The sequence below is a fragment of the Microbacterium sp. zg-B96 genome, assembly GCF_030246865.1.
In the GTDB taxonomy this organism is placed as follows: Bacteria; Actinomycetota; Actinomycetes; order Actinomycetales; family Microbacteriaceae; genus Microbacterium.
Map to the genome: position 1 here is coordinate 112,215 of NZ_CP126738.1, position 21,254 is coordinate 133,468.

22 protein-coding genes and 1 rRNA gene are annotated in these 21,254 nt (G+C 68.7%); 19 read left to right on the forward strand and 4 right to left on the reverse strand.

The genetic code is table 11. The annotated features are described in order from the left end of the window. Nucleotides 1-73: 73 nt before the first annotated feature. Nucleotides 74-190 (forward strand): 5S ribosomal RNA (gene rrf / locus QNO11_RS00530). A gap of 81 nt (nt 191-271) precedes the next feature. Here the strand turns inward: rrf and QNO11_RS00535 are convergent. After that, complete coding sequence (locus QNO11_RS00535) at nt 272-865, reverse strand: hypothetical protein (RefSeq protein WP_257508777.1); 594 nt, start codon at nt 863-865, stop codon at nt 272-274. Nucleotides 866-953: 88 nt separating this feature from the next. On the opposite strand from QNO11_RS00535, the gene QNO11_RS00540 reads away from it, so the two are divergent. Genes QNO11_RS00540 through QNO11_RS00550 form a run of 3 tightly spaced genes read left to right on the forward strand, consistent with a single transcriptional unit; the run spans nt 954 to nt 3,475 of the window. Further along, nucleotides 954-1,304 carry a VOC family protein gene (locus tag QNO11_RS00540; RefSeq protein WP_257508778.1) on the forward strand — a complete coding sequence of 117 codons (351 nt, stop codon included), beginning with the start codon at nt 954-956 and terminating at the stop codon, nt 1,302-1,304. A 44-nt stretch (nt 1,305-1,348) separates the two neighbouring features. After that, a complete protein-coding gene (tyrS, locus tag QNO11_RS00545) occupies nt 1,349-2,662 on the forward strand; it encodes a tyrosine--tRNA ligase (protein ID WP_257508779.1) in 1,314 nt (437 codons plus the stop codon). Nucleotides 2,663-2,677: 15 nt separating this feature from the next. Further along, nucleotides 2,678-3,475 carry a DUF4184 family protein gene (locus QNO11_RS00550; RefSeq protein ID WP_257508780.1) on the forward strand — a complete coding sequence of 266 codons (798 nt, stop codon included), beginning with the start codon at nt 2,678-2,680 and terminating at the stop codon, nt 3,473-3,475. 49 nt (nt 3,476-3,524) lie between these two features. Here QNO11_RS00550 and QNO11_RS00555 read toward each other — a convergent pair whose 3' ends face one another. Beyond that, the gene (locus tag QNO11_RS00555) at nt 3,525-5,294 is read right to left on the reverse strand and encodes an FAD-dependent monooxygenase (RefSeq protein WP_257508781.1); all 1,770 of its coding nucleotides are present in this window, start codon (nt 5,292-5,294) and stop codon (nt 3,525-3,527) included. 42 nt (nt 5,295-5,336) lie between these two features. Between QNO11_RS00555 and QNO11_RS00560 the strand changes: the two genes are divergently transcribed. The 6 genes from QNO11_RS00560 to QNO11_RS00585 all read left to right on the forward strand — a co-directional run bounded on the left by QNO11_RS00560 (nt 5,337) and on the right by QNO11_RS00585 (nt 12,351). Then, nucleotides 5,337-5,858: a MarR family winged helix-turn-helix transcriptional regulator gene (locus QNO11_RS00560; RefSeq protein WP_257508782.1), complete on the forward strand. Its 522-nt coding sequence runs from the start codon at nt 5,337-5,339 to the stop codon at nt 5,856-5,858. Nucleotides 5,859-6,039: 181 nt separating this feature from the next. Next, entirely contained in the window at nt 6,040-7,581 is a 1,542-nt protein-coding gene (locus QNO11_RS00565) for an ABC transporter substrate-binding protein (protein ID WP_257508783.1), read from the forward strand. A 73-nt stretch (nt 7,582-7,654) separates the two neighbouring features. Then, complete coding sequence (locus tag QNO11_RS00570; RefSeq protein ID WP_257508784.1) at nt 7,655-8,602, forward strand: ABC transporter permease; 948 nt, start codon at nt 7,655-7,657, stop codon at nt 8,600-8,602. After that, on the forward strand, nt 8,599-10,509 hold the full coding sequence (locus QNO11_RS00575) for a dipeptide/oligopeptide/nickel ABC transporter permease/ATP-binding protein (protein WP_257508785.1): 1,911 nt from the start codon (nt 8,599-8,601) through the stop codon (nt 10,507-10,509). The genes QNO11_RS00570 and QNO11_RS00575 overlap by 4 nt, the downstream gene beginning before the upstream one ends. After that, nucleotides 10,506-11,369, forward strand: a complete 864-nt coding sequence (locus tag QNO11_RS00580; RefSeq protein WP_257508786.1) for an ATP-binding cassette domain-containing protein — start codon at nt 10,506-10,508, stop codon at nt 11,367-11,369. The genes QNO11_RS00575 and QNO11_RS00580 overlap by 4 nt, the downstream gene beginning before the upstream one ends. 73 nt (nt 11,370-11,442) lie before the next feature. Then, nucleotides 11,443-12,351 carry a LysR family transcriptional regulator gene (locus QNO11_RS00585; protein ID WP_257508787.1) on the forward strand — a complete coding sequence of 303 codons (909 nt, stop codon included), beginning with the start codon at nt 11,443-11,445 and terminating at the stop codon, nt 12,349-12,351. Between the two features lie 29 nt (nt 12,352-12,380). Here the strand turns inward: QNO11_RS00585 and QNO11_RS00590 are convergent, their stop codons facing one another. After that, nucleotides 12,381-13,547 carry an MFS transporter gene (locus QNO11_RS00590; protein WP_257508788.1) on the reverse strand — a complete coding sequence of 389 codons (1,167 nt, stop codon included), beginning with the start codon at nt 13,545-13,547 and terminating at the stop codon, nt 12,381-12,383. A gap of 221 nt (nt 13,548-13,768) precedes the next feature. Between QNO11_RS00590 and QNO11_RS00595 the strand changes: the two genes are divergently transcribed. From QNO11_RS00595 to QNO11_RS00635, 9 genes are all read left to right on the forward strand, one after another. Further along, nucleotides 13,769-14,305 (forward strand): MarR family winged helix-turn-helix transcriptional regulator, encoded by a 537-nt coding sequence (locus QNO11_RS00595; protein ID WP_257508789.1) that lies wholly within the window; start codon nt 13,769-13,771, stop codon nt 14,303-14,305. 13 nt (nt 14,306-14,318) lie between these two features. Then, the gene (locus QNO11_RS00600; RefSeq protein ID WP_257508790.1) at nt 14,319-15,257 is read left to right on the forward strand and encodes a VOC family protein; all 939 of its coding nucleotides are present in this window, start codon (nt 14,319-14,321) and stop codon (nt 15,255-15,257) included. Continuing rightward, a complete protein-coding gene (locus QNO11_RS00605; RefSeq protein ID WP_257508791.1) occupies nt 15,254-16,729 on the forward strand; it encodes an NAD-dependent succinate-semialdehyde dehydrogenase in 1,476 nt (491 codons plus the stop codon). The genes QNO11_RS00600 and QNO11_RS00605 overlap by 4 nt, the downstream gene beginning before the upstream one ends. A 17-nt stretch (nt 16,730-16,746) precedes the next feature. Then, nucleotides 16,747-17,577: a fumarylacetoacetate hydrolase family protein gene (locus QNO11_RS00610; RefSeq protein ID WP_257508792.1), complete on the forward strand. Its 831-nt coding sequence runs from the start codon at nt 16,747-16,749 to the stop codon at nt 17,575-17,577. Then, the gene (locus QNO11_RS00615) at nt 17,574-18,029 is read left to right on the forward strand and encodes a VOC family protein (RefSeq protein ID WP_257508793.1); all 456 of its coding nucleotides are present in this window, start codon (nt 17,574-17,576) and stop codon (nt 18,027-18,029) included. The genes QNO11_RS00610 and QNO11_RS00615 overlap by 4 nt, the downstream gene beginning before the upstream one ends. Nucleotides 18,030-18,092: 63 nt before the next feature. Then, entirely contained in the window at nt 18,093-18,863 is a 771-nt protein-coding gene (locus QNO11_RS00620) for an alpha/beta fold hydrolase (RefSeq protein ID WP_257508794.1), read from the forward strand. A gap of 1 nt (nt 18,864) precedes the next feature. Further along, nucleotides 18,865-19,332 carry a GlcG/HbpS family heme-binding protein gene (locus QNO11_RS00625; protein ID WP_257508795.1) on the forward strand — a complete coding sequence of 156 codons (468 nt, stop codon included), beginning with the start codon at nt 18,865-18,867 and terminating at the stop codon, nt 19,330-19,332. Between the two features lie 12 nt (nt 19,333-19,344). Beyond that, the gene (locus QNO11_RS00630; RefSeq protein WP_257508796.1) at nt 19,345-20,400 is read left to right on the forward strand and encodes a uroporphyrinogen decarboxylase/cobalamine-independent methonine synthase family protein; all 1,056 of its coding nucleotides are present in this window, start codon (nt 19,345-19,347) and stop codon (nt 20,398-20,400) included. Continuing rightward, a complete protein-coding gene (locus QNO11_RS00635) occupies nt 20,397-20,681 on the forward strand; it encodes a putative quinol monooxygenase (protein ID WP_257508797.1) in 285 nt (94 codons plus the stop codon). The genes QNO11_RS00630 and QNO11_RS00635 overlap by 4 nt, the downstream gene beginning before the upstream one ends. 9 nt (nt 20,682-20,690) lie before the next feature. Here the strand turns inward: QNO11_RS00635 and QNO11_RS00640 are convergent, their stop codons facing one another. Then, nucleotides 20,691-21,206, reverse strand: a complete 516-nt coding sequence (locus tag QNO11_RS00640) for a nitroreductase family deazaflavin-dependent oxidoreductase (protein ID WP_257508798.1) — start codon at nt 21,204-21,206, stop codon at nt 20,691-20,693. Nucleotides 21,207-21,254 lie beyond the last annotated feature (48 nt).

Sequence of the window (21,254 nt, forward strand, 5' to 3'; positions counted from 1 at the left end):
GTGGTTCTCGATGTACGGTCGAGAACCGCACCAACAATTTTTGTTGTGTGCATGACTGAAACATCAATAGTGTTTCGGCGGCCATAGCGAGAGGGAAACGCCCGGATCCATACCGAACCCGGAAGCTAAGCCTCTCAGCGCCGATGGTACTGCAGGGGGGACCCTGTGGGAGAGTAGGACACCGCCGGACTTCTTTCGTGAGAAAGCCACCCAATGCTGGGTGGCTTTCTCTCGTTAACGCAGCGTTTTCGCACCGCGGCGCGGCGCAGCATCACCAGATCGCGAGCCGCACCAGCGCCCCGATGACACAGGCCCACAAGAGGCTGGCGAGCGTACCGACGATGAAGCGCTCCCGCGCCGCCGGGGTGGACAGCTCCGAAAAGCGTCCGATGCCCTTGAGTGCCACCACGACCGCGATGGCTTCGGGGAAGCCGGCGATCAAACCGAGCGTGACGCCGACCCGCTCCAGATATCCGATCGTGGTCCCGCCGCGGAGGATCTCCTGCACCTCGCCGGACTCGTTGGCGTCCCCCCGCACGCCAACGAGGATTCCGCCGGCGATCCCCTGCTGCACGGTGCCGTGTGTTGCCATGTCCAGTACCCGCCGCACGACCGGGTCGCCGCCGAGCACCGAGAGCGCCAGGGCCGGCAGGGCCAGGATCATCCCCATGATGCCCGGCACGTTCTGCGGCGTCATCACCACGATGACCAGGCTCAGCACAATGATCCCCGCAGCGATGGCCAGCGGGATGTTCCGTGGCCGCCGCAGGCTCAGCACGACCAGCGCGAGGGCCGCGCACAGCGCGAGGAACAGGAAGATCGACAGGATCGCGACGACAACGGCGTCGGGGATGACCACCACCATGCCGACAGTGTGGCATGTAGGTCCCTCACTGCACCGGCATCCATTCGCCTCTTGCCACTGATCCGGCGGCTACGCAATGCTCGAACCCATGGCGAAGATGGAGCATTTCGAGATTCCGGCTGACGATCTGCCGCGTGCGCAGGAGTTCTACCAGCGGGTGCTCGGATTCGACTACCAGCCGTGGGGCGACGACATGGGCATGCTGACCCAGCCGGACGGCGAGGGCGTCGACGGCGACCTGCATGAACGCGGTGCGGTGTCGCATCCCACGGTCGTGTTCACGGTTGACCGCATCGAGGACACCATCGCGCTCGCGGTGGCCCGCGGGGGTTCCCAGGTGAACGAGATCCAGGCACTCGGCGAGAACGGCCGCTGGGTGTACATCACCGACTCCGAGGGCAACATGATCGGGCTCTTCGACGAGATCGCCGTCGCCTGAGCCGCACGGAGGCGGCGGCGCAGCGCGCTGATAGCCTGGACCGCGTGTCTTCCCAAGCCCTGACGGTCGCCGAACCCGCGATCGACCCCACGTTCGAAAACGTCTGGGACGAGTTGGTGTGGCGTGGCCTGGTTCACGTGTCCACCGGCCAGGAGGCGCTGCGCGAACTGCTCGCCGGCGACCCGATCACGTACTACTGCGGCTTCGATCCGACCGCGCCGAGTCTGCACCTGGGCAACCTCGTGCAGCTGCTCACGATGCGGCGGATCCAGCTGGCCGGGCACAAGCCGCTGGGCCTGGTCGGCGGCTCGACCGGACTGATCGGTGACCCGCGACCCTCCGCCGAGCGCACGCTGAATACGCCCGAGGTCGTGGCGGAATGGGTGGGCAGGCTGCGCGTTCAGGTGGAGCGCTTCCTGAGCTTCGAGGGCACCACCGCCGCCCGCATCGTCAACAACCTCGACTGGACGGCGCCGCTGTCGGCGATCGACTTCCTTCGCGAGATCGGCAAGCACTACCGCGTCGGCACGATGCTCAAGAAGGATGCCGTCGCCGCGCGGCTGAACTCCGACGCCGGGATCAGCTACACCGAGTTCAGCTACCAGATCCTCCAGGGGATGGACTACCTGGAGCTCTACCGCCAGTACGGCTGTGTGCTGCAGACCGGCGGCTCGGACCAGTGGGGCAACCTCACCAGCGGCACCGACCTGATCCACCGCGTCGAGGGCGCGTCGGTGCACGCGATCGGTACGCCGCTGATCACCAACAGCGACGGCACGAAGTTCGGCAAGAGCGAGGGCAACGCCATCTGGCTCGACCCTGAGATGTGCAGCCCGTACCGGATGTACCAGTTCTGGTTGAACAGCGACGACGCCGACGTGATCGGCCGGCTCAAGGTCTTCACCTTCCTCACGCGTGCCGAGATCGAGGAGTACGCCCAGCTCGTCGAGACCGAGCCGTTCCGCCGGGCCGCGCAGAAACGGCTGGCGCTGGAAGTGTCGACGCTCGTCCACGGCCCCGAGGCGACGGCGGCGGTCATCGCGGCATCCGACGCCCTGTTCGGCAAGGGGGACCTGACGTCGCTGGATGCCGCGACCCTGCGTTCCGCGCTCGAGGAACTGCCGCACGCCACCGCGACGCGCGAGACCACGGTCGTGCAGGCGCTCGTGGACACCGGTCTCACCACCAGCCTGTCCGAATCGCGCCGCGCGATCGCCCAGGGCGGAGTGTCACTGGACGGCGACCGCGTCGACGATGACACCGCGCTGGTCACCGGTTCGCTCCCCGGCGGGGTGTCGGTGCTACGACGCGGGAAGAAGACCCTCGCTGGACTGTTCCTGGCCGAGTCGGCCGAGTAGGCCGACGAGGCGCGGATGCCGTTCACTCCCAGCCACGCAGTCGTCGCGCTGCCGTTCATCCGCACGCCGCTCGTTCCCGCGGCCATCGCCATCGGCGCGATGACCCCGGATCTGCCGCTGTTCGTCCGCGGGACCCCGCTGACCTACGCGGTGACCCACTCCTGGCCGGCGCTGCTGCTGACGGTGCTGGTCGCCTTCGTGCTGCTGCTGGCGTGGCGGTGTCTGCTGCGCCCCGCGGTGCGGGAGCTCTCGCCGCGGTGGCTCGCCGCCCGCCTGCCCGCCGAATGGGACATGCCGGCAGGCGAGGCGGCACGGGATGCCGTCGGGGCCGACCCGCGGCATCCCCGTGGCCGCGCCTACCCCGTGCTCCTTGTGGTCTCGCTGCTGCTGGGCGTGGTCACGCACATCGTCTGGGACGCGTTCACGCACGAGGCGCGCTGGGGTGTGGTGCTCTTTCCAGCGCTCGACGCCGCACGGGGGCCGCTGCTGGGCTACAAGTGGCTGCAGTACGGCTCGAGCGTCGTGGGCCTGGTGGTCATCGCGGTGTGGGCGGCGGTGTGGCTGAGCAGGCGCGATGCCGCGACCCCCGTCTCGCGGGTGTTCCCCGCCGCCGTGCGCATCGGGTGGTGGGCATCGCTTCCGGTGATCCTCGTCGCGGCGTGGGTGAGGGGGCTCGTCGCCTTCGGGCCGCTGGATGCCGATTTCGGCGTGGCCCACCTGGGCTACCGCGTATTGCCCCCGGCGTGCGGTGTATGGGGCCTGGTCACCCTCGTGGTGGCGGTCGCGGTCCAGGTCGCACGAGCGCGCCGCTGATCTCGCTACCCGGACGCGCTCGGGCCCGATTCGCGCGTCCGGGCCGGCGTCAGAGCGCTGCGCCCACCGAGACCCGAGCATCCGCCAGTGCCAGCACGACCGCGAGCGCTTCGCGCAGCGACGCCTCCGGGTCGGTGGTGAGCCGATCCTGCCGCCACGCGATGTGCTGGTCGGGGCGCACCAGAATGCACCCGGACTCGCCGATGCCGGACGCCTTCGCCCAGGCGCCGTAGAGATCCGCGACCTCACCGCCCGCGCCGATGCGCAGTGCGGTCACGGGGATGCCGGTGGTTTCGGTGATCGCGCGGGCCGCGTCCAGCCATGCCCCGCCGCGGGTGCGGGTGAGCAGCGTGAACTGCTCGGGGCGGCAGAGGTCCAACGTCGACACCGTGGTGCCTCGGCATTCCACCCACGCGTGCGGCACCCGGGCCCCGGCGATGTTGCGGGGGCGATAGACGAGCTCGAGATCGATCTCGTCCTCCGGCTCCAGGGTGCCGTCGGGAACGACCGCGCCCTCGCGGTACACCTGATTCATCTCGGTGCCGTGCGCGTGGTAGGACCAGGTCTTGGAGTCCCGGGCCACGGCGAACGCCTCGCGGCGGGCCTCGCCGGCATCCGAATCGGCGAAGAGCACGTCGAACTGCGCCTGGCGCTCGGCGGGAGAGGCCGCCGGATCGATGCCGAGCGCCTTGACCACCTCGGGGTTCTGGTGCCAGCCGGCCACGGCGCGGTCCACGACGTGGCGCCCGATCGGCTGGCGTTCCGTGCTGTACGAAGCGAGGAGCCCCGCGCCGGCGTTCCAGCGCAGCGTGGCGGCGAGCTTCCAGGCGAGGTTGAAGGCATCCTGGATGCAGGTGTTGCCACCCAGCCCGTTCATGGGGGGATGCCGGTGCACCGCGTCGCCCGCGCAGAACACGCGGCCCTCGCTGTAGCGGTCGGCGACGACCTGGTTGATGCGCCACGGATACATCCCGCGGATGGTGATCTCGACGGTGTCGTCCTGGATGATCTCGCGGACGGCGGTGATCAGTTCTTCTTCCGAGAGCGTGGTCACGCTCTGCCCGAGGTGGACGAACCCGACGATCCACTCGTTCCAGGGGCGCACCATGCGCAGCATCGCGTTACCCATCGCCCCGTCGCGGCCCGGCTGCAGGATCCAGAAGATCGAACCTGGGCGGTGCGCGAAGTGCTGCGAGAGGTCCGCCTCGAAGTGCACATTCAGTGCGGGGGCGAGCGCGGGCGTGCCGGTGAAAGGCAGCCCGATGGCCTCGGCCACCGGACTCTGGCCGCCGTCGGCGCCGATCACGTACGCGGAGCGCACCGTGAACTCGGCGCCGGTGAGGCGGTCCCGCAGCGTCGTCGTGACGCCATCGGCATCCTGCGCCAGCGAGACGAACTCGGTGCTGTAGCGGGTGACGACGCCCAGCCGCATTGCTTCGCCGACGAGGATCGGCTCGAACCGGTCCTGCGGCAGGTCGCACCCCTTGCCGGGGCTGTGGGCGTATTCGCCGGCCCGGGCCGGATCGTTGCCCCAGCTCCACATGCGGCCGAACTCCACGCCGGCGACCGCCGTCATCATGACGTGGTTGGCCATCTGGTCGCCCGGCGTGGCCGCAGCCACGCATGCGTCTTCGAGATCGAGAGTGCGCATGACCTCCATCGTGCGCTGGTTGACGATGTGAGCGCGGGGGGAGTTGGCGACCCACGGCGCGCGACTGATCATCATGGCCTTGACCCCGTGGCGGGCCAGCGCGACCGCGGCGGTGGAACCGGCCAGGCCTGCCCCGACGATCAGGACCTCGGTCTCGAGTTGCTCCATCGCGACTCCCTTTCGTTAGTGTTCAGTCACAGCGTGAAACTAATGATGCACGCATACCCATTTCTTTCCAACGGTGGAGCGATCCTGAATACGAACACTGATGCTGCAGAACAGTTCGCGCACGTCGCGGACCTGATCGTCGACATCGCACGCGAGATGCGACTGCGCAGCGGCGTGGACGCGCCCGGCGTCCCGCTCAACCAGACGCAGAGTCAGGTGATGAGGTTCGTGCACTCCTGCCCCGATAGCTCGGTGTCCGAGATCGCCCTCGCAGTGGGCATCAAACGCACCAACGTCAGCTCCGCCCTGCAGGATCTGCGCGAGCTCGGCTACGTCACGACGGCCCCGGATCCGCGCGATGGCCGCGCGATCCGCGTCCGACCGACCGCGCTCGCCGATCGGACGATCGCGCAGTTGGGACGGGCGTGGGCGGGCACGCTGCAGGAGGCGTGGGATGCCGTCGAGCACGGCCGTGACGACATCGCGGCAGCGGAGTCCGTGCTCGCCGCCCTCATGCAGGGCCTGCGGGCCACCCGGCACGACGGCCCCGGCACTCCCCACTGAACGCCGGCGCGACATCACCTCCAGCCGATTTGCGAACACCCGTCGCGATGTGCAGGGTTAGGTTGCGACCACGGCATCCTCGTTAGGGTCTCCGCCCGTTACCGTCAGGGGAGCACCCCGCGGCTCCCGAATCGCCGCGGACGGGTGAGCATCGAGTGTTCTGACGCGAGGAGGCGTCGTTATGCGACGAAAAGCAGCACTACTGAGGGTCGCGATCCCTCTGACCATCGCAGGCCTGCTTTTGTCCGGCTGCGCCGGCGGAGCCGATCCCGAACCCGCGGGGAACAGCGGGGCACCATCCGGACCCAGCGGCACCCTCAAGGTCAACTGGGGTGGCTTCCCGCAGAGCTGGGCGCCGGGCCAGTCCATCGAGCCCGGGTACCTCCGCGTTCCCTACGAGACGCTGACCACCCTCGGTGCAGACGGGTTCACCGTCGAGCCGTGGCTGGCGACGGAGTGGGAGCAGACCCCCACTGATCTCACGCTCACGCTTCGCGACGATGTCACCTTCCACGACGGGACACCCTTCAACGCCGAGGCCGTGAAGATCAACATCGAGTACGTGCGTGACAACGGCGGACAATTCTCGGGCGCGCTGAGCGGTGTCGACTCGATCGATGTGATCGATGAGACGCACCTGAAGATCAACTTCTCCCGCCCCGCGCCGACGTTCCTCACGATGTTGACGCAGCGCAACGTACCCATCGCTTCGCCGGCGGCCATCGCCGACGGCTCGGTCGTGACGGCGCCGGTGGGCACGAGCCCGTGGGCGTACGACGAATCAGCCTCGGTGCAGGGCACGAAGATGGCGTTCGCACTCACCGACGACTACTGGGGTGAGGAGCCGGGCTTCGCCGGCGTCGAGCTGTTCGGCATCGCCGATGACACCGCTGCCACCGCCGCGTTGCTGTCGGGCGAGATCGACATCACCGACACCGAAGACGACCAACTGCCCACGCTGGAGTCGGCGGAGAACGCCGAACTCATCACCTACCCGGCGATCCGCAACAACATCGTGTTCTTCGACCGCGGCCCCGGCGGCGTGTTCGAGGACGTGGATCTGCGCAAGGCCCTGTGCTACGCGGCCGATGCCACCGGTTACAAGGAGATCGACTCGGCGGTGCTCGATGCCCCGCAGCAGCACTTCATCGACGGCGAGTTCGGCAACAACCCGGACATCGTCGGCTACCCGGACAGCAGCGAAGCCGCTGCGGCGTTCAAGGCAGCCGGCAGCCCGGCCGTGAGTGCGACGTTCCCGGCGGCACCGTTCAACAAGCAGCAGCTGGAGTACTTCGTCGACGGCATGAACCAGCTGGCAGGTGTCGAGGTGACCGTGCAGGAGTTGGCGGTGCCGCAGTTCCTCAGCGACTGGAACTCGGGCAAGTACCCGCTCGGCGTCGGAAACAACCCGCAGATCGCCCCCTACGACTGGTACGCCACGTGGTTCGCGGAGCGGGCCTTCTCCAACCCCTCGGGGACTGAGAGTGCGCAGCTCAAGGCCGCGGCGCAGGCTGCCGTCGCTGCCGGCACCACCGAGGAGGCGCAGGGGCTGTGGGCGGAAGTCATGCGGATCATCATCGACGAAGAGGCGCTGGCATGTGGCTTCACGGTGCAGTCGGAGATCATCGCCTGGAACGCCGACACTGTCAGCGGCGTCGAGCAGCCCACCGAAGCGTGGGAGCAGAACCTCGTCAACTACCGCGATCTGAAGCCTGTCGGCTGACGTTCGCCTGACTGCATCACACCCGGAGGTAGAGACACATGGCACTGCGAGCGATGAGGCGAGGGGGACGGCGATGCTGAAACTCATCGGTTATCGGCTCATCCTCGCAGTGCCCCAACTGGCGATCGTGTCGCTGCTGGTGTTCTCGCTGGTCTACCTCATCCCGGGGAGCGCGGCGGCCGTCATCCTGGGCGACGCCGCCTCCTCTCCGGAGGAGATCGCGCGGGTCGAGGCCCAACTGGGCCTCGACCGGCCGTTCTTCGTGCGGCTCGTCGAGTGGTACGCCGCTGCGCTGCAGGGCGATCTGGGCACATCGCTGCTCGCGGGACAACCCGTGACGGACATGATCGCCCAGCGCCTGCCCGCCACCCTGTCGCTGGTCATCGGGGGACTGCTCGTTGCCGTCATCGTGGGCATGGGTCTCGGCCTGTTCGCCGGGGTGAAAGCGGGACAGCCGCGGGACCGCGCCGTCACCGGCGTGACCGCCTTCCTGCAGTCCGTCCCCGAGTTCTGGCTGGGCCAGATCCTCGTGGTCGTGTTCGTGATCCAGCTGAAGCTCGCCCCGGTGCTGGCATGGACGCCGCCGAGCCAGGACGTCGGCAAGTGGCTGACCGGACTGATCCTCCCTTCTCTCGCCCTCGGCGTCGGGACCGCCGCCCTCATCGCCCGCCAGACACGCACCGCGATCGCCGACTCGCTGGCATCGCGCTACATCGACACGCTCACCGCCGCGGGTGTCTCGCGCACGCGGATCATCTGGACCTACGCGCTGAAGAACTCCCTCGTGCCGGCGCTCGCCGCCGTCGGGCTCGCCGTCGGCGTGCTGTTCGGGGTGAGCCTCGTCATGGAGCGCGTCTTCTCGTTCCCGGGCCTCGGCACGCTCATGCTCAACAGTGTCCTGAGCAAGGACTTCCCCGTCGTCCAGGGTGTCGCTCTCGTGATCGGCATCATCATCATCGTCGTCAACGCCGTACTGGACATCTCCTACGGCGTGATCAACCCGAAGGCGCGCCCGTCATGACCGACGCCCAGTACAGCCAGACGGTCGCCGTCCGCACTCCTAAGGGAGCGCCGGCGCAGACGGGCACCGGGCGCACGCTGCGGCGCATCGCGCGCCAGCCGCTCACCGTGATCGCACTCTCGTGGCTGCTGATCGTGGTCGCCGCTGCGGTCTTCGCGCCCCTGCTGGCGCCTTATGACCCGCTCCACAACGACTTCGACGACATGCTGTCCGGGCCGACGGCCGAGCACTGGCTCGGCACCGACGAGAACGGCCGCGACGTGCTCAGCCGCATTCTCTACGGCGCACGCATCGCCCTCCTCGTCGGATTCGGCGCAGTCATCATCGCGATGCTGATCGGAGTGCCCATCGGCCTGCTCCTGGGCTTCCGCGGCGGCTGGACCGACCGGATCGGCACCCGTTTCGTCGATGTGTTCGACGCACTGCCCGGCATCCTGGTGGCGTTCGCCGTCATCGCCATCCTGGGTCGCGGGCTGCTACCGCTGCTGCTGGCGATCGGCTTGATGTTCTGCATGAACTTCGCGCGGATGGCCAGGGCCATCACTCTCGCCGAGCGGCACAAGCTCTACGTGGATGCCGCCCGCGTCTCGGGATTGCGCGAATCGGCCATCCTGTTCAAGCAGGTCCTGCCGAACCTGACTGCGCCGCTGATCGTGCAGGCCGCGATCATGACCGGAACGGCCATCATCATCGAGTCGGCGCTGAGCTTCCTCGGGATCGGTCTGGAGTCCTCGACCCCATCCTGGGGCGGTCTGCTCGGCGTCGCCGCTGCGAAGCTGGCGCTGCAGCCGTTCCTTGCCATCCCGCCGGGAGTGGCGATCGTGCTCACGGTGCTCGCGTTCAACACGCTGGGGGACGGGCTCAACGATGCTCTCGGGGTGGGCAGGCGCAAGCCGTTCCGTCGCTCGAAGCGCACCTCCGACTCCGTCGCCCGCACCGCCCTGCGCCAGGCGCCGGCGGCCGGAGGAATCGCTGCGGCCGAGGCGGGCGGGTTCACCGGGGTGCCCATCGCGATGGGGGTGCCTGCCGGCATCGACCCGTCGCCCGTCACCCGTGACGAGGCAACGGTCGACCACCGTCCCGCGGATCCGGAGAACATCCTCGAGGTGCGCAACCTCACAATCGAGCTGCAGACGACGGAGAAGGGCAACGTCGACCTCGTCTCCGACGTGTCGCTGTCGATCCGTCGCGGCGAGATCGTCGGCATGATCGGCGAATCCGGGTCGGGGAAGTCGACCTTTGCGCGAGCGGTGCTGGGACTGCTCGCGCCCGGCATCGGCGTCTCGGCCGGGTCGATCCTGCTCGACGGCGAAGACGTCGTCGGCAAGACCGAGAAGCAGCTCCGCGGTGTGCGCGGCAGCACGATCGCCGCGGTGTTCCAGGACCCGATGGCCGCCCTGTCTCCGGTGCATACCATCGGCAAGCAACTCGCCGAGCCGCTGCGCGCTCACTTCGGGATGTCCCGTTCGCAGGCGCGCACCCGTTCGATCGAGTTGCTGGATCGGGTGGGCGTGAAGGACGCGCAGACGCGGCTGGGGCATTACCCGCACCAGTTCTCCGGCGGCATGGCGCAGCGCGTGGCGATCGCAATGGCGTTGGCATCGCGACCCGCGTTGATGATCGCCGATGAGGCCACCTCGGCGCTGGACGTCACGACTCAGGCGCAAGTGCTCGACCTGCTGCTGGATCTGCGTGACGAGTACGGCATGGCTATCCTGCTGATCACCCACGACATGGGTGTTGTCGCGGAGGCGTGCGACCGGGCGGCGGTGATGTACCGCGGCGAACTGGTGGAGGTCACCGAGACCGCCGCGGCCCTGTTCGATGCCCCGCAGCATCCCTATACGACTTCGTTGCTCGCCGCTCGCGAGCGCACGCCACGGCCGACTGCGGAGGTTTCCCGATGACCGAGGCCGCCCCCCTGCTGCAGGTCGCGGACCTGTCGATCAGCTACGACAGCGGCGGGCCTTTCCGGAAGCGGAAGAACGTCGTGCACGGTGTCTCGTTCGACATCCGACAGGGCGAGACCTTCGGCCTGGTCGGCGAATCAGGCTCCGGCAAGTCGACGACCGGCCGTGCGATCCTGCGGCTGCTGGCCCCGTCCGCTGGTTCGATCACCTTCGACGGCACCGAGGTGACCGGCTTCGGCCGCACCACGCCGCTGTCGTACCGCCGCGACGTGCAGGCGGTGTTCCAGGACCCGTCGACCTCGCTCAACCCGCGCCAGCCGGTGTCGCGTTGCGTGACGCTCGCCCTCAAGCGCCACGGGATGGGTGATCGCGTCGAGCGGGAGCGCCGCGCCGCTGAGGCGTTCGACCACGTCGGGCTGACCCGTATGCACCTCGACCGCTACCCCAGCGAGTTGTCCGGCGGGCAGCAGCAGCGCGTGGCGATCGCCCGCGCCCTTGCGCTCGGTCCGCGTCTGGTGGTCTGTGACGAGGCACTGAGCGCACTGGATCTGTCCACCCAGAACCAGATCATCAGTCTCCTCGTCGAGCTGCAGGTCGAGACAGGGATGAGCTATCTGTTCATCGGGCACAACCTGGAGATCGTGCGACACATCTCGGACCGCATCGCCGTGATGCGGTTGGGCGAGCTCGTGGAACAGGGCAGCGCACGCGATGTGTTCGACAACCCGCAGCATCCATACACGCGCAAGCTGCTCGGCTCGACGCCCGCGCAGCACCCGGCCGGTCGCGACGAGCGGCGTCGTGTGCGTGCCTCGTTCGCGCAGAGTCCTCTCGCCGTGCCTGCTCTGGAGGTCTGAACCTCTCGCCGGCGGTCGCTAGGCTGGGCCCGTACGCCCGCGGCTCCCGAGCGCGGCGTCTGGAAGGATCACCGTGGATCGCCTTGTCGTCATGAAGACGTTCGTCACCGTTGCGAAATCGTCGAGCTTCAGCGGAGCCGCGCGCGAACTCGGCATCTCCGGCTCCCTCGTGTCGCGCCACGTCGCCGACCTCGAGCGGCAGATCGGGGTGCGGCTGGTCAACCGCACCGCGCGGTCGGTGAGCCTCACCGACGCCGGGCGTCGCTACGCGGAGTTCTCCGAGCGCGTCCTCGGCGAGATCGAGGAGGAGGACGTCTCGCTGTCGCAGGCGCGCGACCTGCCCGAGGGGCCGCTGTCGGTGATCTGTCCCAAGTGGATCGGCACGCTCGACGTGGGCGACGCGATCGCCGCATTCGTGCGCGAGCACCCGAAGATCACGCTCCGATTCGAGCTCGGCGGCATGTCGGATCGCAACTACGACTTCCTTGATCGCGGATACGACGTCGCATTCCACACGCGTGACCTGCGGGACTCGAACGTGCTCATCCGGCGAGTGTCGGAACTGCCGTTCGTGCTCGCGGCATCCGCTGCCTACCTCGCGCGCAACGGTGTGCCGCAGACGGTGGCGGAGCTCAGTGACTTCGACTGCATCCTGCACCCCAATGACCCGGTGTGGCGGCTGGGGGAGGGCGAGGACACCGTGCACCACAAGATCGTCGACCCCAAGGTCGTCGCGAACTCGTACCTCGTCATTGAGAAGCTGCTCGAGCATGACTGCGGCATCGCGCTCATCCCTCGCAACCCCGCCGAGGAGCGCTTGGCGTCCGGCGAGCTGGTCGAGGTGCTGGCGCACCTGCGGCCGCCGGCGCGCGCGCTCTACGCCGTGCACGGACCCGGCGGTCAGACGCCGGAGCGGGTGCGGATCTTCCTTGACTTCATGACCGCTTGGTTCCGGTCGCGCACCGTGCGCGTCGAGGCATGAAGCGAATACTCACTCGGGGGCGCGAATACTCACTCGGGAACGCGAGTACTCACTCGGGCGAGGGCGACGACGGACAGCGCGACGGCGGGGGCGCTCAGTAGCGCGAGGCGCAGCGACGTCGCGTCGGCGAAGGCGCCGATGAGCGGCGGGGCGAGGAAGCCGACGCGCATCACGAGCGACGAGATCGTCAGGCCCACACCCGCGCGCAGGCCCGGCGCCTGGTCGGCCGCCTGCATTGCGGACGGGATCATCGTCGCGATGCCGATGCCGACCAGCGCGAACCCCGCAAGCGAGGTCCACGACGCCGGGACGGCAAGGGCCAGGACGAATCCCGTCGCAGCCAGCCACGCGCCGACGGTGAGGACCCGACCCGGTCCCCACCTGTCGATCGCCGCGTCCCCCACGAGCCGCCCGAGCGTCAAAGCGCACATGAAGGCGATGAATGCGGCCCCGGCCGTTGTCGTTCCGGCGCCGACGATGTCGACGAGGTAGATCCCGCCCCACGTCGAGACGATGTCCTCGAGCAGCGCTCCGGCGATGCCGATGCCGACGATCGCGAGGAACGGCCACAGCGCGAATCGTCCCGCCGCGGTCGGTGCCACCGACGGCCGATCGGGGGCGGGCGCAGCCGGAAGCCGCACGAGCACGCCCGCTGCCAGCGACAGCAGTGCGATCAGGATGCCGGTGGTCACCAGCTGCACGCCGATCGGCACCCCGTTAGCCAGAGCCAGCGCAGCCACCGACCCGCCCACGATCGCCCCCACGCTCCAGACACCGTGCAGGCCGCTGATCACGGACTTGCCCAGCGCACGCTGCACGCGCAGTCCGTGCGCGTTGTTTCCGATGTCCCCCGTGGAATCCAGAATCCCCGCGATGAAGAGGGCCAGAGCAAGCGTCCAGCCGTCGGAGGCCATCGAGATGACGATGAGGTTGAGTCCGAGCAGCATCGAGGACACGACGGCGGTGGGGGCAGAGCCGATAGACCGCAACAGACGACCCGCGATCAGACCCGCCGCAAGAGCCCCGACCGGGCCCGACGCGATCACCAGGCCGAAGGTGGCGTTGTCGAGGGAGAACGTCTCTCGCAGCTCGACATACCGGGGAACGATCGATGCGAACGCCACGGCGTTGACGAAGAAGAGCAACGCGACACCCCACCGAGCCCGACTTGCGCGAGCCTGCGGCACGAGTTCCATCGCGTTCCACCCTATCCGCACGCCCTCGCGGGCCTGGCCACCAGCACCCGCCCACGCCTCGCCCGTCGCGATGGCCGCCTGGCCGGGCCATTCGTGACAGGCGAGCGAGGAGCGTCCACGCGCGAATACTCACTCGGGGACGCGAATACTCACTCGGCGGCTCTTCCACTCGCGGCGAAAAGTGATTATGTTTTGATAATCACATTAGGCGAGGAGGCCGGATGCCCGACGACGTCGTCCCTGATGATCGCACGTTCACGCAACTCGCCGAGCTCGTGATCGACATCGCCCGCGAGGTGCAGTTGCGTACGGCGCAGTCGACCCCGGTGGTGCCCCTGACTCCCACCCAGGGTCAGGTGATGCGCTTCGTGCATCGGCACCCCGGCTGCTCGGCATCCGACGTCGCCGACGGCAGCGGCCTGCAGCGTGCCAACGCCAGCACGGCGCTGCGTGAACTGCGCGAGCGCGGCTACATCACCTCGCAGCGCGACGCCGACGACGGACGTGCCATCCGCATCCACGCCACCGAGCTGTCGGACGCGACGATCGCCACGCTGCAGGGCACGTGGGCCGCCCTCCTCGAGAGGGCGTGGCGCACGGGAGGACCATCGGATGCCGAGGGGGTGCCGGCAGACGTGACCGCGGCGCTCACCCGCATCCACGACGGGCTCGGTGCAGACCGCGCAACGAAAGCCTTCGCGCCCGCCACTCCCGCCCCCGGGGCCCGGGGCGCAGACTCGACCCATCCCGACCGCTGAAGGATCCCTCGCCATGTCCATCGAACGCATCGAGTCCGTCACCTACGGTGTCGACGACCTCGACGAGTGCACGCGTTTCTTCATCGACTTCGGGCTCGCCCTGCGCGAGCAGACTCCGACCCGTGCGGTGCTGACCACCCAGGTCGGCCAGACCGTGGTGCTGCGTCCGCTGGAGGACCCCGAGCTTCCGGCAGCGGTGGAGAGCGGGCCGGGAATCCGCGAGGTGGTGTGGGGCGTCGACTCGCAGGAATCCCTCGAAGTGCTCGTGGCGGGCCTGCGCAGCGACCGGGCTGTACACGTGGACCCCGACGGTGTCGCGCACACCTACGACGAGACCGGCTTCGGCGTGGGGCTCGCCGTCACCCGACCCGAGCACGTCGGCTACGACCCGCGCAAGTACAACAGTTCCGGGCGCATCGAGCGGTGGAACTCCTCGCACGGTGCCATCCCGCAGGTGCGGCCCATTCGCATCTGCCACGTGGCGCTGAACATCCCGAAGGAAGGCAGGCGCGAAGCGGCCGACTTCTACCTGTCGCGACTGAACTTCCGCGCCACCGACATCGTGGAGCCGATGGGGGTGTTCATGCAGATCGAGGGCGACGACGACCAGCACAACTTCCTGCTGTGCCACCGCCCCGACCGCGCCGGCACCAACCACACCTCCTACGAGGTGTCGGGGTTCGATGACGTCATCGAGGGCGGCAACCACATGATCCAGAAGGGGTGGCGGGAAGCCCGTCGCCTCGGCCGTCACACCGTCGGATCCAATGTCTTCCGTTTCATCCACAACCCCGCGGGCGGGCGCGTCGAATACGCCGCCGACATGGACCGCGTCGACGACAGCTACGGGCCGAACGTGCACGCCGAGACGCCGCCGCACCACATCTGGGTGCTCGAGACCAACCGGGAGAACCCGGTTCCCAACACATCAGAAGGAAGCGCTCTGGCATGACCATCGTCACCGAGAACAGCACGGCCGCGGCCGAGATCTATGCCAGCGCGCGGCTGGGCCTGTACATCGACGGCCAGTGGCGCGACGGTGCCGACGGGCGCACGTTCGACGTGCTCAACCCGGCCACCGGAGACGTCATCGGCCAGGTCCCCCGGGCCGAAGCGCGCGACCTCGATGACGCGCTCGCCGCGGCCGAGCGCGCCTTCCCGCTCTGGCGCGACACGTCCGCGTTCGACAAGAGCCGCATCCTCATGAAAGCAACGGCGCTGCTGCGCGAGCGCGCGGGTGAGATCGGCCGGCTCATGGCGATCGAACAGGGCAAGCCCCTGAAGGATGCCGTCACCGAGGTGCAGCGGGTCTCCGGCACCCTGGAGTGGTGCGCGCAGGAGACCCGGCGCCTGTACGGCCGCATCATCCCCACCGACATCGACACGCAGCTGACGGTGCGGTACGAGCCGGTCGGCGTGGTCGGGGCGATCGTGCCGTGGAACTTCCCCGCCGGCTCCCCCATGCGCAAGATGTCGGCCGCCATTGCCGCCGGCTGCGCACTGGTCATCAAGGCCTCGCAGGAGGTCCCGGCGACCGTCTGCGCACTCGCCGAGGTCTTCCACGATGCCGGACTGCCCGCTGGCGTGCTGAACCTCGTCTTCGGCCGGGGCGCCGAAACCGCCGAGCACCTCATCGACGCGCCCCAGACCCGACTGATCGCCTTCACCGGATCGGTGCCCGTCGGAAAGCAGCTCAACGCCCGCGCCGGCGCGCTGATGAAGCCGACCATCATGGAGCTCGGCGGACACGCGCCCGTCATCGTCGCCGCCGACGCCGACCCGGTCCAGGCCGCTCGCCGCGCGTCGGGAGCCAAATGGGCCAACGCCGGCCAGGTGTGCACGTCCCCCAGCCGCTTCTTCGTGCACGAGAGCATCGCTGCGGAATTCACCGCCGAGATGGTGCGTCTGGCCGAAGCGCTCGTCGTCGGTGACCCGCTCGACGATGACGTCACGATGGGTCCGCTCATCAACGCGAAACGGGTCGAGGCGACCGAGCACCTGGTGCGCGATGCCGTCGCACACGGCGCCAGGGTGGCCACCGGCGGGGAGCGCATCGGCGAGACCGGCTGCTTCTACGCCCCCACCGTCCTCACCGATGTCCCGCTGGACGCTGAGGTCATGAGTGAGGAGCCGTTCGGCCCCATCGCGCCGATCACGACCTTCACCGACCTCGACGAAGCCATCCGCATCGCCAACTCGCTACCGTTCGGGCTCGCCGCGTACGCGTTCACCGAGTCGGCTGCGACCGCCGACGTGCTGGTGCGCGGCTTCGAAGCCGGCATCCTCTCGATCAACCATTGCGGCGGATCGGTCACCGAAGCACCCTCGGGCGGGGTGAAGGACAGTGGCATCGGTCGCGAATCCGGCCCGGAAGGCGTGCAGGCGTACCTGGTCACCAAGCGCATCAGCCACAAACTGCGGTGACGGCGAAGGACGAACGGATGCTGCTGGCCCGCTGCGCGCGCGACGGACGCGAGTTCCTCGGCTACGTCGAGGACGACGAGGTCGCCGAGATCTCCGGCGACCCGCTGCGCATCCCCTTCGCGCCTCTCCAGGACGACCCGCAGTCGCTGCGCACCGGCGCGCGGCACCCGCTCGACGCGGTCGCGTTTCTCCCGCCGGTGTTCCCGCCGACCTTCTACGCCGCCGGGTTCAACTACAAGGCGCACAACCGGCACCACGAAGAGCTCGGCTACGACCCGGTGAAGGTGGGCACCCGTCCCGAGGTGGGCTACCGCGCGCAGAGCGCCCTCATCGGTCACGGCGGAGACATCGTCAAACCCGGCGGGGTCGAGGGGCGTTTCGAGGCCGAGGCGGAGCTTGTCGCAGTCATCGGCCGCACGCTCAAGCACGCCGACCGTGACCAGGCACGCGCGGCGGTCTTCGGCTGGACTATCGGCAACGACGTCAGCGCCCGCACCTGGCAGCACGCGGACCGCACGTTCTACCGCGCGAAGAACGCCGACACGTTCAAGCCGATGGGCCCCTGGATCGCCACCGGCATCGACCCTCTGCGCTCCACCACGACGGTGCGGCGCAATGGCGAGGTCGATGCCCGGTTCGCCACCGGCGACATGATCTTCGACCCGTACGACTTCATCGTCGAGATGACGAAGTACATCACCCTGCGACCCGGCGACGTGCTGTGGCTCGGCGCCGACGGCAACACCCCCATGGCCGTGGGGGACGTCATCGACATCGACATCTCCGGGATCGGGACACTCACCAATCGCGTCGTCGCCGACGCGGACAAAGAAAGGATGCCGTCATGAGCACGACCGAGACGAGCGCGGGCACCACTCCGGTGGCCCCCGGCTTCAGCCTGCCGGAGCCGAAGTTCGACTCCGAGGGCCGGAGCATCGAACCGAAGTACATCCACCACGTCAACTTCCCCACCACCAACGTGGACCGCACCGTCGAGTGGTACACGAAGGTCTTCGGGCTGAAGCGGGTGATGCCCAAGAGCAACACCCGGGTGGTGCTGATGACCAAGGGCCGCTTCGACCTGCACTTCACGCCGGTTGAGGAGATGGACCGCATGGCGCCGTACCACTTCGCCATGGAGGTGGAGGACTGGGACGGCTTCCTCGGGCACCTCGACAGCCTCGGCATCCGCCACACCCGCCCGGTGGAGCGCCCCGAGAACCAGTCGAAGTTCTGCTATATCCACGACCCCGACCACACGATGATCGAGCTCGTCTTCCACGGCAAGCGCCCCGCCTGACACCCGCTTCCGACCCGCCGGCATCCGACCGGCCCGTCGCCCCTGCCCTGAGGAGGGACACCCATGCCATACGTGGACAACAACGGCACCACGATCTACTACGAGCAGCACGGCGAAGGGTCGCCGATCCTGTTCGTGCACGGGTCCGGCGGACACCACGCCGCCTGGTGGCAGCAGGTCGTCGCGCTACGCGACCACCACACCGTCGTCACCCTGGACCTGCGCGGCTTCGGCAACTCCGACAAGGACGACTCGTTCGACAGCCTCAACTTCCCCGGCGACATCGTCGCGGTGATTGAGGATGCCGACCTCACCGACGTCACCCTGCTCGGCCAGTCGATCGGCGCCGCCGCGGCCCTCAAGGCCGCACTGCGCGTGCCCGAGCGGGTGCGGGGAGTCATCCTCGCGCACTCCCTCGGCGGCATCGACCACCCCGAGATCACCCCGCTGGTGAAGGCCGACCGCGCCGAGGCCGAGAAGCTGCCGGTGATCGACCGGCTGCTGACGAAGCAGTTCCGCCGGGACGAGTCGGCGAAGACCTTCCTGTTCACGCAGATGGGCACCTTCAACAAGGCCCGCATGCAGGACCTGCGAAACCTCGCCACCGACGGTCCGACGGTCGGGGACGTGGCCGCCGCCGGCATCCGACTTGCCTTCCTCGCCGGCGAGAAGGACGCGGTGCTGAGCCCGGCGACGGTGACCAAGGCGCACGAGCTGATGTCCGGGTCGTTGCTGGAAGTCGTCCCTGGGGCGCCACATTCGATGTATTGGGAGCGCCCCGATCTGTTCAACGCCGCGGTGAAGCGGCTCACCGATGAGCTCGAAGGGAACTGACATGCCTCGTAATGTGATGCAGGCAGAAGCCGAGAAGATCATGGCGGTCGCCGAGCGCGAGGCGCTGCGGCTGGGCAAGGGATTGAGCATCGCCGTCGTCGATTCCGGCGGGTTCCTGGTGAGCGTCCGCCGCTTCGACGGCGCGCGCCCGATGACTCCGCTCATCGCGATCTCGAAGGCCTACACCTCTGCGGTGATGCAGCGCCCCAGCGGCATGCTCAAGGGCTGGTCGAGCTCGGACCCGGTGTTCTTCAGCAAGGTCGGCGACATGGGACAGTTCCCGATCGTGGCCACCGGCGGCGGGGTGACCCTCAAGCTCGAGGGCGAGTTCGTCGGCGGCGTCGGGGTATCAGGCGGCACGCCGCAGGAGGACGAGGCGCTCGCGCAGACCATCCTCACCGAGCTGGGCTACGAGACCGACTTCGCCGAGTGGGCGGGAGCCAAGACCGCCGCCGAGACCAAGGACTGAAAGGGGCAGGCGATGGCAAATCTCTTCGCTTACCGCATCGACAACCACGGTGACAACGTGCGTCCGCCGGCGCTGCAGGAGGCCCGGGCGCGGGCACGCGCCGGGGAGATCACCGAGGCGGATCTGCAGCAGGCCGAGGACCAGGCGATCACCGAGCTGATCACCTACCAGCGTCACCTGACGCTGTCGTGCTTCACGGACGGAGGATTCCGAAACGCCGATTACCGCAGCCCCGTGCTGCAGTCGGTCGCCGGATTCAGCCGGGTGCCCGGCCAGATGAGCGCCGACGGCTTCGGCGCCTGGGTTGTGGACGGCCCGCTGAAGGCACGAAAGCCCATCGCACTGGATGCCGCACGGTTCCTGCTGGACGAGACCGGGTACCCGGTCAAGGTCAAGCTGCCCTCGGCGGCGCACCTCGCGGCGCACACTTACTCAGACGACCTCACCCGGCGCGCGTACCCCGGCGCCGCGGCGCTCGGAGACGCGATCGCCGAGCTGCTGCGCGACGAGATCGAGCTGCTGTTTGAGATCGGCGTGAAGTTCGTGCAGCTGGACAACCCCGACTACTCCGCTTATCTCGTCGGTCGCGAGGTCGGGCCGCTCTCGTTCGAAGAGGCGCTCGAGATCGACAACGCCACCGTGGCCGGGCTCGAGGCCGACGAGGACCAGAAGGTCGCGCTCACCGTCGGGTGGGGCGATCACCTCGACGCGCCGGTGGACACCGCGCGGGCCGAGGCCTTGTTCGCGAGTGCCTTCGACAAGTTCACGTTCCCCTACCACTCGGATGCCGCCGTCGCGCAGAACCTGCCCGCGCTGGTGCCGGACGACAAGCAGATCGGCCTGGGCATCGTGGATGCCACCGTCGCGGGTCTCGAGGACATCGACACCGTGATGGCGCGGCTGGATCTGGCCATCGAGCAGCACGAGTACAACCGCATCGGCTTCCTGCCGCAGCGTGGGTTCCAGCAGGCCGCGTATCGTCCGGCCGCACTCACGCTGGAGCAGCAGCGCCGCAAACTGGAGCACGTCGAGACGTTCGCCACGATGATCTGGGGGAACGAGGCATGAGCGCGGTCACCGTCGTCGCCCGGCTGCACCCGGCACCGGAGCACCTCGAGCAGGCGACGGATGCCGTGCGGGCCGCCGTCGCCGGCATCCGTGCCGAACCCGGCTGCCTGCAGTACGACCCGCATCTGGCCGACGACGGCGCGTTCGTCATCGTCGAACGCTGGGCCTCGCGCGAGGCGCTCACCGCCCACAACACCGGCTCGGCGGTGCAGGTGCTGCGCGACGGGGTCGCGGGGTTGATGGCGGCGCAAACCGAGGTGACGGTCGCCGTCGCGCTGTGAGCCAGACGGTTACAGCCGACCGGTGAACGGAGAAGGGGCGGCATCCGTCGTGAGGCGGAACAGGCGCACGGTGCGGCCGGAGTCGCGCTCGTACTGCCGGTAGCCGGGCCATTGCGCTTCAATGAGCGCCCACGCGGCGTCGCGTTCGGCGGCAGGGATGCGCTCCGCGTGCACGCGATGGCGCCGACCGCGCACCACGACCTCGGCGTCGGGATGGGCGGCGAGGTTCGCCGTCCAGGCGGGGTGCGCGTCGCGCGCGAAGCTCGTGCCCGCGACGATCGCGCCGCCGCGCCCGTCGGGCGTGTACATCAGTTGCGTCTCGCGCGGCTGACCGCTCTTGGCCCCGATCGTGTGCAGCACGAGCGAGGGCACCAGGATGCCGGAGACGATGAGCCTGCCGCCGCTCACGCGCGCGAGGAAGCGCTCGGCGACCGGCAGTGCCGTCGGCGCGATGCGCCGGAAGGTGCGCGTGCGGGTGACCGGCGCGAGCAGGCGGCGGAGGGCGGTGACGAGGCGGTTGGCCATGGCACGAGCATGGCACCCCGTTGCGACCCCTCGCCCGAGGCGCTCGGG